Here is a 15,881-nt window from a genome sequence, read left to right as displayed (position 1 = left end):
TACATGTCTGTCTTACGAGCTAAAAAGGTATTGCTTGGCGTTACAGCAGGCATAGCCGCATACAAGACAGCTTCGTTAGTAAGGCTTTTTATAAAATCGGGTGCTGAGGTAAGAGTTGTTATGACTCCCACAGCATCCGATTTTGTTACACCGCTTACACTCTCCACACTTTCTAAAAATCCCGTTATTTCCTCATTTACAGATGAGGAAAACGAAGGTGCAGTATGGAATAATCATGTTGAACTTGGGTTGTGGGCCGACCTTTTTATTATCGCACCTGCAACGGCGAATACACTTGCCAAAATGGCGTCTGGTGCAAGTGATAATATTTTATTGGCTACCTATTTATCAGCAAAATGCCCCATTTATTTTGCTCCGGCGATGGATCTTGATATGTACAAGCACCCTAGTACCGCTGAATCGTTTGACAAATTACAATCTTTTGGAAATGTGATGATTCCCGCAACAAGCGGCGAATTAGCTAGCGGTCTATCCGGTCAAGGTAGAATGGCTGAACCTGAAGATATTGTGGCTTTCATTGAAGCTGACATATTGAGTAAACTACCACTTCGCGGTAAAAAAATACTAATGACGGCTGGCCCAACATACGAAGCTATAGACCCTGTACGTTTTATAGGTAATCATAGTAGTGGTAAAATGGGATTTGAGCTCGCAAAAGTGGCTGCAAATCTTGGTGCGGAGGTTCATTTAGTAACCGGACCAACAAACCAAAGTGTGGTGCATTCTTTGATTAATGTTATTAAGGTAGCAAGTGCCGAAGAGATGTATCAGGCTTGCCACGAACTGTATGATGAAGTTGATATCGCTATTTGTGCGGCAGCTGTAGCTGATTATAGGCCAAAAAATGTTGCAACACAAAAATTAAAAAAGAAAGATGTTCAACTTAATATCGAGTTAGAACCAACAAAAGACATATTAGCATCGTTGGGGGAAATTAAAGGGAATCAGTTTTTAGTGGGTTTTGCACTTGAAACTGAAAATGAAGAAAGCAACGCCAAAGGAAAGCTAGAACGTAAGAATTTAGATATGATTGTTCTAAATTCATTAAATGATAAGGGTGCTGGATTTAAACAACCTACTAATAAAATCACTATTATTGATAAAGAATTGAATAGCTATCGTTACGAATTGAAATCGAAAAGTGAAGTAGCGGCTGATATTTTTAATGTCATTTTAAAGAAAACCAATGCGTAAATTTTTGTTTGTATTGTTTTGCGTTTCGGTGCTGTTTTCAACAGCACAAGAACTTAATTGCAAGATAACTGTGAATTCTGATAAGATAGGACAGACCAATCAACAAATATTTAAAACACTAGAACGCTCATTAAATGACTTTGTTAATAAAACGAAATGGACGAATAAGCAGTTTGCCAGACAGGAGAAAATTAATGCAAACATGCTAATCAATCTTTCGCAGTTTGACGGTAGTAGCAATTTTCAGGCAAGCATTCAGCTTCAGGTATCACGACCTGTATACAATTCAACTTATTTGACCCCCATATTCTTTCACAAGGATAATGATTTTGCATTTCAGTATATCGAATTTCAACCTTTAGTATTTAATCCCAACAATTTTGAGTCTAACCTTGTTTCAGTAATAAGCTACTACGTTTATATTGTTTTAGGCATGGATGCTGATACTTTTGCACCAAATGGCGGTAGGCAATACTATGCCCTTGCTCAAAATATCCTAAATCAAGCACAGCAAAGCGGTTTTAAAGGATGGAACCAGGCTGACGGACGTCGCAATAGGTTTTGGTTAAGTGATAATTTGCAGTCCAATACATTTAAAGAATTTCATCAAGTAATGTACCAATATCACCGACAAGGTTTAGATATTATGCATGAAGATCCGAAAAAGGCGAAAGTGAAGATATCAAATACTTTTAATATTCTTAGTTTGATGAATAAGCGGCGCCCTAATTCATTCTTAATGCAATTGTTTTTTGACACCAAGAGCGATGAAATATTAGGGATTTTTTCTGATGGTCCTCAGGTGAGTATTACCCGAACTGTTGAAACCTTAAATAAGATTGCCCCATTTTATGCTTCTAAATGGGAAGATATTAAGTTTTAGTGTTAAGATTTGATACAAGACTTTAAACTAAAAAATCATCAATTGTATTTCGAAAAACGTAAGTTGTAATTCCCAGCTAAACGGTATATTTGCTATTTAAATAAGGCGAAATCATGCCTAAAACTTAACGTACTTGCTTTCATCACTTTCCATAAAAAATTATGCTTTAATCGATTCATTAGAAGTGCAATTCTCTGATGGGTTGATTATTATAACAGGAGAGACTGGTGCTGGGAAATCAATATTATTGGGTGGTTTGGCATTGGTTTTAGGCAAGCGAGCGGACCTATCTTCCCTAAAGAATCAAGACAAAAAGTGTATTATTGAGGCTTCCTTTTTAATTGAAGGGTATCAGTTACGTGATTTTTTTGAGGATCATGATCTTGATTATGAAGTAGAAACAATTATTCGTCGGGAAATTTTACCTTCAGGAAAGTCGAGGGCATTCGTAAACGATTCCCCCGTTAACTTACACGTACTATCAAGTTTAGGCAGTTATCTAATTGATGTACATTCACAACATCAAACGCTGCAATTAACGGAAAACGCATTCCAGTTTAAGGTAATTGATGCGTTGGCTGATACTGCTGAAGACCTTATTCGGTACGAAGAAGGTTACAAGAAATATAATGCCGCCCAAAAGGACTTAGAAGCACTTATCGAATTCGAGCAAAACGCATCTAAAGAACAAGATTATAACGAGTTCTTATTAAACGAATTGAACGAAGCCAATTTGGTTAGCGGCGAGTTGGAAAGCTTGGAAGCAACCTATGAAACACTCAATAATGTAGAGGAAATTAAGCTAAATTTAGCTACGGCTAATCAGGTTCTAAATGATGATCAAATAGGAATTCTAAATAGTATTGCTCAATTGAGAAATAGTCTTGAGCACGCTAGTCAGCTTTCTTCAGAATATCAATCGATAAAAGAACGGGTGCATAGTATCATGATCGAGCTTGATGATGTTTCTTCTGCTATTGAAGATGCGCATGATAATTTAGAAGCTGATCCGCAAAAATTAAATCAAATAAATGATAAGCTGCAAGCAATTTACGATCTTCAAAAAAAGCATGGCGTGTTGGCTATAGAAGATCTTATTGAAATTCAAGAAGCGCTTGAAAAAAAGGTCAGCGCTGTTCAAAATATTGAAGCAGAAATTGAAGCTAAAAGAAATGCTGTTGCTGAAGCGGAAAACTCATTGAATCAAATTGCAAATACCATTCATCATAAACGTAAACAAGCCATTCCTTCATTAAATGATCAATTAACAGGAATTCTAGCTGATTTGGGTATGGTCAATGCTCGTTTTGATATTACAACTAGTTTAACAGACGCGTTTTTCACCAACGGAAAGGAACGTTTGCAGTTTCATTTTGCAGCCAATAAAGGTACTAATTTCGGAGAGCTTAAAAAGGTAGCAAGTGGTGGTGAATTATCCAGGATTATGCTAGCTATAAAAGCAATTTTGTCTAAATATATGCGCTTACCTACTATTATGTTTGATGAGATAGATACTGGAGTTTCGGGTGAAGTTTCGAATAAAATAGGGTCTATCATGCAGCAAATGAGTCGAAGTATGCAGGTATTCACCATTACGCATTTGCCTCAAATTGCTGCAAAAGGGAATAGTCATTACAAAGTATTTAAAGAAGATATTAATGAGGTAACCACAACGAGCCTTAAAAAATTAAATAACGATGATCGTATTATCGAGATCGCTAAGATGCTGGGCGGTAAAGATATATCTTCGTCAGCGATGGCACATGCCAAACAATTATTAAATTAGAAAAACCAAAAACCAATGTCTTATAATTTATTAAAAGGAAAAAGAGGAATCATTTTTGGAGCGTTAGATGAAAATTCTATTGCCTGGAAAACGGCTGAACGCGTTCATGAAGAAGGAGGGAAGTTTGTTCTTACCAACGCTCCTGTTGCCATGCGTATGGGTGCAATTAATGAACTGGCTGAAAAAACAGGCTCCGAAATTATTCCTGCCGATGCTACTTCTTTTGAAGATTTACAAAATTTGGTCGATAAATCGGTTGAGATTCTAGGCGGTAAACTTGATTTCGTTTTGCATTCAATAGGGATGTCAGTAAACGTTAGAAAAGGAAGACACTATACCGATCTTAAACCGGAATGGACGGCTAAAGGGTGGGATGTATCTGCGGTTTCTTTTCATAAAGTAATGCAAACCCTCTACAAGAGTGATGCAATGAATGAATGGGGAAGCATCGTAGCACTAACGTACATGGCTGCACAACGTGTTTTTCCAGATTATAATGATATGGCTGATAATAAGGCATATTTAGAGTCAATTGCAAGAAGTTTTGGTTATTTTTTTGGTCGTGATAAGAATGTGCGCGTAAATACCATTTCGCAGTCGCCAACTCCGACCACTGCGGGTCAAGGAGTAAAGGGCTTTAGCGGATTCATAAAATATGCTGAAGAAATGTCACCTTTAGGTAATGCAACTGCTGACGATTGCGCGAATTATACCGTAACCTTATTTTCTGATTTGACTAAGCGTGTTACACTACAAAACTTATACAATGACGGTGGTTTCTCTAATATGGGAGTAAGCGAGGCGGTCATGAGCCGGTTCGAAGACGAAGAATAGCTGCTTTTGTTGCTAGATGAAAAGATTATTCTCTTTTATTATTCCAGTTTACAATCGGCCTGAAGAGGTTGATGAGTTGTTGGGCAGCATGAAAAGCTTGGATTTTGAGGATGATTTTGAAATAGTCATTGTAGAAGATGGCTCGCAGCATACTGCCAAGGAAGTTGTTGAATCGTATAGAAATGTACTTCGGATAACTTATTTTCAGAAAGAAAATACCGGACCAGGAGATAGTCGAAATTTTGGTATGCAAAAAGCCAAAGGCAACTATTTCCTGATACTTGATTCGGACTGTCTTTTGCCAAAACAGTATTTAAAAGAAGTAACGATAGAACTTAATAATCAGTTTGTGCATTGTTTTGGAGGTCCTGATGCTGCACACAATTCATTTTCTTCTTTACAAAAAGCCATTAATTATACAATGACCTCTTTTTTTACCACTGGTGGTATACGCGGTAAAGGCAAAGCCGTTACTAAATTCGAACCACGTAGTTTTAATATGGGATTATCAAAAGAAGCCTTTGAAAAAACAGGTGGTTTTGGAAGAATACACCCGGGAGAGGATCCTGACTTAGCCATACGTATTTGGAAAGTTGGTTACGAAACAAGATTGTTTGAGAAGGCATTTGTCTTTCATAAAAGGCGCATTTCCTTTTCTAAATTTTACCAACAGGTTCGTAAATTTGGTTTAGTAAGACCTATTTTAAATAAATGGCACCCGGAAACAGCCAAACTTGTTTTTTGGTTTCCTTTTCTTTTCTGTGTGTCGCTAATTGTAGCTTTACTAGCTTCATTATTCGGATATTATTTTGGGTTAATCCCTTTCGGCTTTTATTTTTTAATCTTAATTTTAGATAGCGCTGTTAAAAACAGGAGTTTGTTGGTTGGCCTTATGAGTTTTCCGGCTGTGATTATTCAGTTTTTCGGCTATGGGTTGGGTTTTATTCGTACCTCAATGCAGGTTAGTGTATTGGGTAAAGACCCAGAAAACGCCTATCCAGAATTGTTCTTCAAAAAAGAATAGATCAAATGGACTTAATAAAAGCCTTTGTAAATCAATTTAAAAAACAGGGAAAACTCAATATCTTTTCCTTGTTTTTGCTTATCTCTTTTTTGTTATGGTCGTTAATTAAATTATCTCAGCAGTATGAGACAAATATTGAGTTTAATTTACGGTATCAAAATGTACCTGAGAAGAATACTTTAATTGGAGACATACCCGAAAAAGTAAACGTACAATTGAAAAGTAATGGTTTTCGCTTGCTTAAATATGGTTTTTTTAAACCCTATTTAAGTGTTGATCTTGCTGATGCAAATGCACTAAGAGGAAATCGATATTTTTTAAGACTCAATGAAAATGTGCCGAAACTACAAAGGCAATTCCCCAATGAAATTAAGATTGAGGAGTTAAGACCGGATTCCGTAATTGTACAATACGGTACTAATAAATCGAAAACTATCAATTTAAATCCTAAGGTTAACCTTGAATTTAAAGCAGGATATAATTTGACTGATAAATTACAAATTGAGCCAAAAAATATAGAGATTAGTGGAAGAGAAGATCTTGTTGACAGCATCACTTCCTTAGAAACTGAAGCACTTACGTTAAAGAACTTAGATAGTGATTTTGAAGAGGAGTTAAAGATTATAATTCCCGACCGCATAAGATCATTAAGCTATTCTGCGACGAAAATCACCGTTAGTGGTAAAATTGAAAAGTTCACTGAAGGCCAGATCGAAGTGCCTATAACAGTATTGAATGTTCCCGACGGAATTAATGTCAAGTTATTTCCTGAAGGTTTAAAGGTTTCTTATAATGTTAGTCTCAAAAACTATAAAGATATTACCGCTGATAGTTTTGTAATTAGTTGTGACTATAATGATATCAAAGAAGAAGGAGCTGTGCTAATCCCAAAACTTAAAGCAACTACGGAGAAAGTTACTAACTATAGGTTGCTAAATAGTACTGTTGATTATTTAATTAAAAAATAAACTCATTTCATGAAACGAACATTAAGAAATTTAAAAATTATTTAATTAAAGGGAATGTTTAAAATTCTTAATGTGAGAACGCAGTGGTTACACATGTTCTCAATTTTATATTTAGTTTATTACATGGTAATTAATAAAATTTAAACGTGTGAAAATAGGCGGATTAACCGGAGGAATGGGAAGTGGAAAGACCACGGTCGCAAAAATGTTTAATGCCTTAGGAGTTCCCGTTTATATAGCTGATGTAGAGGCAAAACGGTTAATGCATGAATCAGATGAAGTGGTTAAAAGTGTAAAGGAACTTTTTGGTGAAGACGCATATGAGAACGGCAAATTGAATAGGACATTGATTGCAAATGCAGTTTTTGGAAATAAGGAAAAATTAGAAGCATTAAATACCATTGTACATCCGGCTGTTTACAGTGATTTTAAAAAGTGGGTGTCCCAACAGAAGACACCATACGTGTTAAAAGAAGCAGCCATCATCTTTGAAAACGGCGGAGAAAAACAGTTAGATTTCACCATCTTGGTTACGGCACCTAAAGAGGTTCGAATTCAAAGAGTGTTGAACCGTGATAACATGGATAGAGCAGCCGTAATTAGCCGTATGAATCATCAATGGAGTGATGAACGAAAGAAAGCGTTGGCCACCTTTTGTATTGAAAATACTGATCTTGCAGACACTGAAGCTCATGTGAAATACCTTCATAATCAGCTGATAAAGTCAATATAGTAAAGCTGTAATTTTAACATTTTTGTTAATTATAGGTTAAACACAATTCGCTCTACTACCCAAAACGTTAATTTTGAATGAATGAATAAAAGACTATTCGTTGTATTAGTGATCTTGATGAGCCTTTCGCTAATTGGGATTATTTTCGTTCAGGGCTATTGGATATGGACTTCGGTTGATGATAAGGAAGAGCAATTTTCGATGAATGTCAACCAAACACTGGTCAATGTCAGCAGGCAAATTGAAGAAAATGACTTTGAACGTTTTATGGACCGTGTTTTTGCAGGCGTTGATACGGTGAATCCCGTTGGGGTAAACGAACGTTTTCGCCTCATTTATCAAAGCGAAAATCCGCGAACCAACGAAACTTTTATTTATGAACACGGAATTTTAGAGGAGAACTACGGTTTTTCTTCATCGATCTTTGAAACAGGCATGGATAGCATGCAGCTGAAAAGTTATATAAGCAGGGAATATGGAATATTGTTGAAAGATGATCCTGATAACTTTAAAAAGTTAAGTCAAGAAGAGTGGATTAATAAAGTTAATAAGCTAGATAGAGCTTCGAGGGCTTTGTACTCTAAAACTTATAACAATGTTAGTTGGCAACAACCAGTTCATAAGCGCGTTTCTAAAAAAGAACTAGAACTTGCTTTAAATAACGAGTTGTTAAAAAACGATATTGATATCGACTTTGAATACGCCATTTATGGTGGAGGCTTACCTACAAAAGTACGATCTGATGGTTTTAAGTTAGAGCAGGAGAATATCAGGCATTATTTTACGGAGTTTTTTCCAAATAGTAAGGGTAAAAGTAGCTTTCAACTATTAGTCAATTTTCCAAAAAAGAAAGGTTATATATTGAGTTCTATTTTGGGAATGGCAACCTTATCGATTGTTTTTACGGTAATCATTATTGTTGCTTATTCTAGTGCTTTATATCAACTAATTAAGCAGAAGCAGATATCAGAAATCAAAACAGATTTCATCAATAATATGACGCACGAGTTTAAAACACCAATAGCAACAATAAACTTAGCGTTAGATGCGATTAAAAATCCGAAAACGATGGAGGATCAAGATCGGGTGAAGATGTATTTGAAAATGATAAAGGACGAGAACAAGAGAATGCATGCTCAGGTTGAAAATGTGTTACGTATTTCTCGACTTGAGAAAAATCAGTTAGACATCAGTAAGGATAGGGTGAGTTTGCACGACCTAGTGGAGGAAGCCGTTACTCATGTGTCGCTGATTGTGGAGGATAGAGGAGGATTTATCAATACGCATCTAGATGCTGCTAGAGATGATGTTCTAGCAAGCCAAATGCATTTTACCAATGTACTGGTCAATATGTTAGATAATGCCATAAAGTATTCTCCTGAAGCACCTAAAATTGATGTTTTTACTGAAAATGCTGGTAACAATGTTATAGTAAAAATTCAAGATCAAGGAATGGGAATGAGTAAGGCGGTGTTAAAAAGGATATTTGAAAAGTTTTACCGCGAAACAAGTGGTAACATACACAATGTAAAAGGGCATGGCTTGGGTCTTGCCTACGTTAAAAAAATAGTAGATGACCATCAAGGCGAAGTATACGCTGAGAGTGAAAAAGATAAAGGGAGTACGTTTTATATCAAACTTCCGTTAATTTAAAAAGATCAACAGATCCTTATGGAAACAGTAGAAAAGAAAATATTATTGGTAGAGGACGATCCGAATTTCGGAATTGTCTTAAAAGATTATTTAACCTTAAATGATTTTGATGTAACCCTTGCCAAAAATGGAATGGAAGGGTTTGAAAAGTTCAAAAGAGATGATTTTGATCTTTGTATTCTTGATGTAATGATGCCTTATAAAGATGGCTTTACATTAGCAAAAGAGATCAGAGAGAAAAATGCAGACGTGCCTATAATCTTCTTAACAGCAAAAACGATGAAAGAAGATGTTTTAAAGGGTTACAAGGCTGGTGCTGACGACTATTTGAACAAACCTTTTGATTCTGAGGTACTGTTGTACAAGATTCGCGCAATTATGCAGCGAAAAGCTACAGAGTCTGTTGCTGATAGCAAGCAATTTGAGTTTACCATAGGTAATTTCCATTTAAACTCTAAGCTGCGTTTTCTTACCTACAAAGACGAAGAGCCCATTAAGCTTTCGCCTAAAGAAAATGAATTACTTCGTTTGCTAGCATTACATGAAAACGATCTGATGCCACGTGAATTGGCGCTAACTAAAATATGGCGTGACGACAATTACTTTACTTCCCGTAGTATGGATGTATATATTGCTAAGTTGCGTAAGTATTTAAGAAGAGATGATGAAGTGGAAATTTTAAATATCCACGGAGAAGGGTTCCGTTTGGTTATAAAAACTGATGTAGAGCGCTAACGTTCTTTAAATAATATGTCGAAAATGCCTCAAGATTCTTGAGGCATTTTTTTTGAACTTTGGTTAGGCGCTTTTTTGAAACCTAAGTCTCACTTAATCTAAAACACTTTCAATTTTTTCTAAAATCGTATCGATGTGTTGCTCATAATCGAACCATAAAATCGCCTCATCTTTCTTGAACCAGGTAAATTGACGTTTGGCGAAACGTCTGGTATTTTTTTTAATCTCAGAAATGGCAAAGTCCTTATCCCATTTTCCTTCAAAAAAATTGAATAGCTCTTTGTAACCTACTGTTTGTAATGCGTTAAGCTCTTTATGTTTATGAAGTGTTTCTGCTTCTTCTATTAATCCTTCCCCAATCATAATATCGACACGCTGGTTAATCCGATCGTAAACGATTTCCCTATCAGCGGTCAAACCAACTTTAATAGTTTTGAAGGGTCTTTTTTTCTTTGGATTATCTAAAAATGAAGAGTACGGAATGCCACTACCTATACAAATTTCTAGAGCTCTGATTAACCTATGAGGATTCTCTAAATCGACCTTGCTGGCGTAATCGGGATCCAATTCCTTTAATTTATCTTGAAGGGCGGAGATACCTTCTTTCTCTAATGTTTGGTTGAGTTGAAGACGAATCGTAGCATCTATTTTCGGAAACTCATCGAGGCCTTTTACAACAGCATCAACGTATAGACCAGATCCACCTACCATAATGACGACATCGTTTTTTTCGAATAATTCTTCTAGTTTTTTGAGTGCATCTTTTTCAAAATTCCCCACACTATAATTTTCAAATATCGATTTATGTTGAATAAAGTGATGTGGCGCTGCAGCTAATTCTTCTTTCGATGGGACAGCGGTGCCAATTGACATTTCTTTATAAAACTGTCTGGAATCTGCCGAAATGATTTCAGTTTTAAAGTAAGAAGCAAGTTTGATGGACAAGGTGGTTTTGCCAATTGCTGTAGGTCCAATAATAGTAATCAGGTAGTTGCTATTCATTTAAACGATCACCACAATTATGGCAAAAAATTGCATTATTTACATGATTTCCTTCCATGCAGTTTGGACACATTTGGGTATTCATTTTTTCCTCTCTACTTATCGCTGTCAATTCTGATGTTACAATACCAGTTGGAACTGCAATAATACCGTAACCCATAATCATTACCAATGTGGCAATAAATTGCCCTTGTGCTGTTTGCGGGGCTATATCACCATAACCTACCGTAGTTAAAGTCACAATAGTCCAATAAACACTACGTGGAATGCTAGTAAAGCCATTTTCAGGGCCTTCAACTAAGTACATAATTGTACCCAGAATTACAGAAAGTATGACTACTGAAAAAATAAAAACGAAGATCTTATGTTTACTTGCCTTTAGCGCTTTACTTAGCATAGCAGCTTCCCCAATATATCTCACAAGCTTTAAGATTCTAAAAACCCGAAGCAGGCGCAATGCGCGAACCGCAACCAAAAACTGAGACCCGCCCAGTATTAAAGACAAGTATTTTGGTATGGTCGATAGCAGGTCTACAATACCGAAAAAGCTAAAAATGTATTTTGTAGGCTTTTTAACAACTACAATTCGGGCGATATATTCGAGGCTGAAAAGAATCGTTATGATCCATTCTGCAATATCTAATTGGTCATGATATTTAGCGTCAAAGCTGGGAACACTTTCAAGCATTACCAAAATAATACTTAAAATGATAACCCATAGTAGTATAATATCGAAAGTCTTACCTACTTTGGTATCAGCTTCATATATTATTTCGTGAAGTCTATGTCGCCAAGATGCTTTGGATTTTTCGCTCAACTGTTAAGGAAGATTTTAGTAAAAATAAGAAATCTTGAAAATCTATTGATCATGCAAATTCTCTTGTACCCCATAAGGAGTGAACTTTAACCCCTTTTTCTTGCGAATATAAGACCGAATTAAATGTCTTTTTTCTAAACTATCTTTTGTAGGGGTTATTATAGTTTTAAGTACTTCGAGTTTGTTTAGTTGAAAGTTAAGGTTGTAATATCCGTAACCTGCATATTTCCCATTTTCGATAAGAATAACCGATCGTTCATCAACTTCTCGACCACGGTCAATTATAGCCATAGTGGGATGCTCAAACTGCTGATGCTTTATTAATGCTGAAACCCTGTTGTTGTAACTATCAGGAGCTTCTTTATGTTCACATGTGCCCTGGCAGTATTCAACATTGAGCTCGATACACACCTTATCTCTGGGTATTAGTCGATTAATGCTGGCGCATAATTCAAATTTCTCTGACAACTTTATGAGTACTGCTCTGGCTTGGGCATAATTAGTGAAGGTACAAACCGGAATTTTACGTTTGTCTGGCTTATCTATCGATAGTTGAATATAGCCTTGATCGTTTGTTTTTTGATATAACCCCACTTTAAAAACAGGTTTGTTCTTTTTATTAAGTGCAGGTTTGTTAATTGTTATTTCTTCATGTGCTTTTAGTTGTGCTATGAGTTCATTACCAGTAAGAGAAAATGTAACACTTGCCACATGCTTTTGTATTCGTTTTGACACCTCTTTTTGGCCGGTAAAGTGCTGATTCACTTTCCGTTTTAAATTTCTACTATGTTCTATATAGATAATATCACCTTTGGTATTATGAATATATAGAATACCGGTTTCCGAAGGAATATCTTCAACAATATCGAGCAGTTTACTTGGTAAAACCGTGGTGATTCCAGACTGAATGGATTGTTGAATGATATTTTTTTCAACATCTTTTTCAAGTAGTAACTTAAATAGTTTAACGGTGGCCAAAGCATCTCCCGATGCCCTGTGCCGATCACTCATGGGAATGCCTAAGGTGCGAACCAGCTTACCCAAACTATATGATGGTTGATCTGGAATCAGATGTTGCGACAATTCGACGGTGCAAAGTGTTTTTCTACTAAATTCAAAACCAAGTTGGTTAAACTCGTTACGTAGCACTCGATAATCAAACTCTGCATTATGGGCTACAAGAACACAGTTTTCTGTTATCTCGACAATGCGCTTGGCAACTTCGTAGAATTTAGGTGCTGATCTCAACATATTGTTGTTAATGCCAGTAAGATTTACTACGAAGGGTTGTATTTCTTTTTCAGGATTAACCAAACTAATAAATTGATCGACTACTTTATGACCATCATAGCGATAAATAGCCACTTCGGTTATCCCTTCCTCATTAAACTTACCACCTGTGGTTTCTATATCAAGTATTGCGTACAATGTATTTTATGAATAGTTGCGAGCACCAAATATACTACTTCCTATTCGCACCATATTGCTACCGCAGTCTATGGCTAATTGGTAGTCACCACTCATACCCATAGACAGGATATGAGGTTTAAAGTTTGGTGTTTCCGGTGTATCCTTTAGTGCTGTAAATAAGTTGTTTAGTGATTCAAACTCAGCTCTTACTTGTTCCTGGTCATGGGTAAAAGTGGCCATACCCATCAAGCCCTGTATTACAATATTGCTTAGTCCTGAGAGTTCGTCAGACTCCATTAAGGCGCGTATTTCGCTATGATCGAAGCCAAATTTGGTGCTTTCTTGTGCTATATGTACTTGCAGTAAGCAGTTGATGATTCGATTATTTTTATTGGCTTGTTTGTCTATTTCTTTCAGTAGCTTTAAACTATCGACGCCGTGAATTAAACTAACAAAAGGCGCCATGTACTTTACCTTATTCCGTTGAACATGTCCTATCATATGCCATTCAATATCCTTTGGTAAAACTTCCCATTTGGCCACCATATCCTGAATTTTATTCTCGCCAAAAACCCGCTGTCCTGCATTATAGGCTTCCATGATTGCTTCGTTTGGTTTGGTCTTTGAAACCGCAACCAAGGTTACCTTTCTGGGTAGTTCTTCTTTATACTTAAGAATGGCTGTTGATATGGTAGTCTCAGAATTCATAAATGGTTAGTCCGCTTCTTAATTTAGGTTCAATATAAGTACTTTTTGGTGGCATGGTTAATCCGTTGTCCGCTATACCCTTCATTTCATCAACAGTTACCGGTATTAAACTAAAACCTACTGCGTACTCTCCAGTATCGATAAGGTTTTTCATTTTAATGACATTGTGCTTGCCGTAACCATATTCAATACGACGATCGTTTCTCAAATCAGTGATTCCTAAAATAGGTTCTAATACCGTTTTATATAGAATTTGAGTATCCAAACTACTTAGGGCATCGGTAAATTCATAGACTGATTTGCGAAGATATAGCGAGTAAAACTCTCCATCTAAGTACATGCCAAAATGGTGTTTTTTTGAGGGTTTGTATAATTCCACTCCACGATTTTCGATTCGAAACCATCGATCGAGCTTCATTAAAAATGAGTCTTTATCTAGCCCATTAAGATCTTTAACCAATCGATTGAATTCATAAATTTTCAAATCAGATTCGGGAATAAGATAACTCATGAAGTAGTTATAAGCTTCCGTTCCGTTATGTGATGTATTTTCAGCGGACATCTGATCTGTCAATAAATTGGAAGATGATGAACGATGATGACCATCTGCAATGTAGACCGATCCCAGAGCGTCGAACAGCTGCTTTATTTGTGAGATGTGGTGTTCTTTATCAATTACCCATAAAAAGTGGGCAACCCGATCGGTAGTTGTGAATTCATATTCCGGATATTGCTGCATAATCGACATAAACAGCTGTTCTAATTGATCATTGTCAGGATAGGTTAATAAAACCGGCTCCGCATTAAAGCCAACAGTCTTAAGGTATTGTGTAAAAAGTTGCTCACGTTTTTCTAAGGTGTCTTCATGCTTTTTGATTAGATCGTTTTTATAGTCGGCTGCGCTGGTTCCTGCAATCAGTCCGCAAAACCTATTGTTTCTGGTTTCCATTTTGTATAAATAGAAGCAAGCTTTTTCATCTTGAACCAGTACCTGTTCTTCTTTAAACTCTAAATACCGATTTTTAACCAGTTGAAAGCGTTCTTCACCACTGACGTGTTTATGAAACCGATATCCAGGATTAATGATTTGTAAAAATGTAAACGGATTGTATGCAAGTTGTGCTTCAAGATCTTGTTCGTCATATTCTTCATACGATCTTGAAGGTACCAAATTGACCTTCTGTTTAGGCGCTCTAACCGCCTTAAAGGGTACTATACTTGCCATTAACTAAATTGTGCTGAAACAACTTCGGCTTTTCTGGAGTTTGCATAGTCGTAGAAGCCTTCACCAGACTTCACACCGAATTTACCTGCTTGGACCATATTTACTAATAAGGGACACGGGGCGTATTTGGGATTTTTGAATCCGTCGTACATAACATGTAAGATAGACAGGCATACATCGAGGCCAATAAAATCAGCTAATTGAAGAGGGCCCATCGGATGTGCCATTCCCAGTTTCATAACGGTATCGATCTCAACAACGCCGGCAACACCATTATATAAGGTTTCAATGGCTTCATTGATCATTGGCATTAAAATGCGATTGGCAACAAAACCCGGATAATCATTAACCTCTGTGGGGGTTTTACCCAATTGTTTTGAAAGCTCCATAACTGTATTGGTCACATCATCAGATGTATTATACCCTCTTATCACTTCTACCAATTTCATGATCGGGACAGGATTCATAAAATGCATTCCGATGACAGCTTCAGGTCTTTCAGTGGCTGCGGCAATCTTGGTGATGGAGATTGAAGACGTATTTGTTGCTAAAATGGCATTTTTAGGGCTAGATTCATCCAGTTGCTTGAATATCTTCAGCTTAAGGTCAATGTTTTCTGTGGCTGCCTCAACTACCAAATCTGCATTGGACACACCTTTAGCTAAGTCGGTTATTTTAGAGATGTTATGTAAAGTAGCCTCTTTGTCAGCTGCTGTAATTTTTTCTTTGGCTACCATGCGATCAAGGTTTTTCGCAATGGTGTTTACTCCTTTTTCAAGAGCCGCTTCGGAAATATCGATAAGATTTACTTTAAATCCTTTTTGAGCGAATGTGTGTGCGATACCGTTTCCCATGGTACCTGCTCCTATAACCGCAATATGTTTCATT

General features: G+C 36.5%; 15 protein-coding genes. 9 read left to right on the top strand and 6 right to left on the bottom strand.

All coding sequences use genetic code 11. The features are described from left to right. Nucleotides 1–3 precede the first annotated feature (3 nt). The 9 genes from coaBC to ABN763_RS17055 all read left to right on the top strand — a co-directional run bounded on the left by coaBC (nucleotide 4) and on the right by ABN763_RS17055 (nucleotide 9,831). A complete protein-coding gene (coaBC, locus tag ABN763_RS17095; protein WP_410486717.1) occupies nucleotides 4–1,215 on the top strand; it encodes a bifunctional phosphopantothenoylcysteine decarboxylase/phosphopantothenate--cysteine ligase CoaBC in 1,212 nt (403 codons plus the stop codon). Continuing rightward, nucleotides 1,208–2,098 (top strand): DUF4835 family protein, encoded by an 891-nt coding sequence (locus tag ABN763_RS17090; RefSeq protein ID WP_410486716.1) that lies wholly within the window; start codon nucleotides 1,208–1,210, stop codon nucleotides 2,096–2,098. The genes coaBC and ABN763_RS17090 overlap by 8 nt, the downstream gene beginning before the upstream one ends. A 133-nt stretch (nucleotides 2,099–2,231) precedes the next feature. Continuing rightward, nucleotides 2,232–3,884, top strand: a complete 1,653-nt coding sequence (gene recN, locus ABN763_RS17085) for a DNA repair protein RecN (protein WP_410486715.1) — start codon at nucleotides 2,232–2,234, stop codon at nucleotides 3,882–3,884. A gap of 15 nt (nucleotides 3,885–3,899) precedes the next feature. Then, the gene (locus ABN763_RS17080) at nucleotides 3,900–4,718 is read left to right on the top strand and encodes an enoyl-ACP reductase (protein WP_410486714.1); all 819 of its coding nucleotides are present in this window, start codon (nucleotides 3,900–3,902) and stop codon (nucleotides 4,716–4,718) included. A 16-nt stretch (nucleotides 4,719–4,734) separates the two neighbouring features. Next, nucleotides 4,735–5,742, top strand: a complete 1,008-nt coding sequence (locus ABN763_RS17075) for a glycosyltransferase (RefSeq protein WP_410486713.1) — start codon at nucleotides 4,735–4,737, stop codon at nucleotides 5,740–5,742. Nucleotides 5,743–5,747: 5 nt separating this feature from the next. After that, on the top strand, nucleotides 5,748–6,710 hold the full coding sequence (locus tag ABN763_RS17070; protein WP_410486712.1) for a YbbR-like domain-containing protein: 963 nt from the start codon (nucleotides 5,748–5,750) through the stop codon (nucleotides 6,708–6,710). Nucleotides 6,711–6,858: 148 nt separating this feature from the next. Then, nucleotides 6,859–7,443, top strand: coding sequence for a dephospho-CoA kinase (gene coaE / locus ABN763_RS17065; protein WP_410486711.1), 585 nt, complete (start codon nucleotides 6,859–6,861; stop codon nucleotides 7,441–7,443). A gap of 81 nt (nucleotides 7,444–7,524) precedes the next feature. Next, nucleotides 7,525–9,096 carry a sensor histidine kinase gene (locus tag ABN763_RS17060; protein WP_410486710.1) on the top strand — a complete coding sequence of 524 codons (1,572 nt, stop codon included), beginning with the start codon at nucleotides 7,525–7,527 and terminating at the stop codon, nucleotides 9,094–9,096. A gap of 18 nt (nucleotides 9,097–9,114) precedes the next feature. Next, on the top strand, nucleotides 9,115–9,831 hold the full coding sequence (locus ABN763_RS17055) for a response regulator transcription factor (RefSeq protein ID WP_410486709.1): 717 nt from the start codon (nucleotides 9,115–9,117) through the stop codon (nucleotides 9,829–9,831). A 93-nt stretch (nucleotides 9,832–9,924) separates the two neighbouring features. On the opposite strand, the gene miaA is transcribed toward ABN763_RS17055, so the two are convergent. From miaA to ABN763_RS17025, 6 genes are read right to left on the bottom strand one after another with little or no spacing between them, the layout of a single operon-like run. Next, a complete protein-coding gene (miaA, locus tag ABN763_RS17050; protein WP_410486708.1) occupies nucleotides 9,925–10,833 on the bottom strand; it encodes a tRNA (adenosine(37)-N6)-dimethylallyltransferase MiaA in 909 nt (302 codons plus the stop codon). After that, nucleotides 10,826–11,650 (bottom strand): ion transporter, encoded by an 825-nt coding sequence (locus tag ABN763_RS17045; RefSeq protein ID WP_410486707.1) that lies wholly within the window; start codon nucleotides 11,648–11,650, stop codon nucleotides 10,826–10,828. Before ABN763_RS17045 ends, miaA begins: the two co-directional genes overlap by 8 nt. Nucleotides 11,651–11,692: 42 nt before the next feature. Beyond that, nucleotides 11,693–13,078 (bottom strand): exonuclease domain-containing protein, encoded by a 1,386-nt coding sequence (locus ABN763_RS17040; RefSeq protein WP_410486706.1) that lies wholly within the window; start codon nucleotides 13,076–13,078, stop codon nucleotides 11,693–11,695. A gap of 6 nt (nucleotides 13,079–13,084) precedes the next feature. After that, nucleotides 13,085–13,768: a YggS family pyridoxal phosphate-dependent enzyme gene (locus tag ABN763_RS17035; protein ID WP_410486705.1), complete on the bottom strand. Its 684-nt coding sequence runs from the start codon at nucleotides 13,766–13,768 to the stop codon at nucleotides 13,085–13,087. Continuing rightward, nucleotides 13,758–14,993, bottom strand: coding sequence for a DUF1015 domain-containing protein (locus ABN763_RS17030; RefSeq protein ID WP_410486704.1), 1,236 nt, complete (start codon nucleotides 14,991–14,993; stop codon nucleotides 13,758–13,760). The genes ABN763_RS17035 and ABN763_RS17030 overlap by 11 nt, the downstream gene beginning before the upstream one ends. After that, nucleotides 14,993–15,880 carry a 3-hydroxyacyl-CoA dehydrogenase family protein gene (locus ABN763_RS17025; RefSeq protein WP_410486703.1) on the bottom strand — a complete coding sequence of 296 codons (888 nt, stop codon included), beginning with the start codon at nucleotides 15,878–15,880 and terminating at the stop codon, nucleotides 14,993–14,995. The genes ABN763_RS17030 and ABN763_RS17025 overlap by 1 nt, the downstream gene beginning before the upstream one ends. Between the last annotated feature and the right edge of the window lies 1 nt (nucleotide 15,881).

This window comes from Spongiivirga sp. MCCC 1A20706 (assembly GCF_046524175.1).
GTDB lineage: Bacteria > Bacteroidota > Bacteroidia > Flavobacteriales > Flavobacteriaceae > Spongiivirga.
This window is presented reverse-complemented; position numbering and strand designations above follow the sequence as displayed.

Bases quoted from the DNA above. Each gene is read 5' to 3' on its own strand.
- coaBC (WP_410486717.1), top strand. From the start codon at position 4: ATGTCTGTCTTACGAGCTAAAAAGGTATTGCTTGGCGTTACAGCAGGC.
- ABN763_RS17090 (WP_410486716.1), top strand. From the start codon at position 1,208: ATGCGTAAATTTTTGTTTGTATTGTTTTGCGTTTCGGTGCTGTTTTCA.
- ABN763_RS17080 (WP_410486714.1), top strand. From the start codon at position 3,900: ATGTCTTATAATTTATTAAAAGGAAAAAGAGGAATCATTTTTGGAGCG.
- ABN763_RS17075 (WP_410486713.1), top strand. From the start codon at position 4,735: ATGAAAAGATTATTCTCTTTTATTATTCCAGTTTACAATCGGCCTGAA.
- ABN763_RS17070 (WP_410486712.1), top strand. From the start codon at position 5,748: ATGGACTTAATAAAAGCCTTTGTAAATCAATTTAAAAAACAGGGAAAA.
- ABN763_RS17060 (WP_410486710.1), top strand. From the start codon at position 7,525: ATGAATAAAAGACTATTCGTTGTATTAGTGATCTTGATGAGCCTTTCG.
- ABN763_RS17055 (WP_410486709.1), top strand. From the start codon at position 9,115: ATGGAAACAGTAGAAAAGAAAATATTATTGGTAGAGGACGATCCGAAT.
- miaA (WP_410486708.1), bottom strand. From the start codon at position 10,833: ATGAATAGCAACTACCTGATTACTATTATTGGACCTACAGCAATTGGC.
- ABN763_RS17035 (WP_410486705.1), bottom strand. From the start codon at position 13,768: ATGAATTCTGAGACTACCATATCAACAGCCATTCTTAAGTATAAAGAA.
- ABN763_RS17030 (WP_410486704.1), bottom strand. From the start codon at position 14,993: ATGGCAAGTATAGTACCCTTTAAGGCGGTTAGAGCGCCTAAACAGAAG.
- ABN763_RS17025 (WP_410486703.1), bottom strand. From the start codon at position 15,880: ATGAAACATATTGCGGTTATAGGAGCAGGTACCATGGGAAACGGTATC.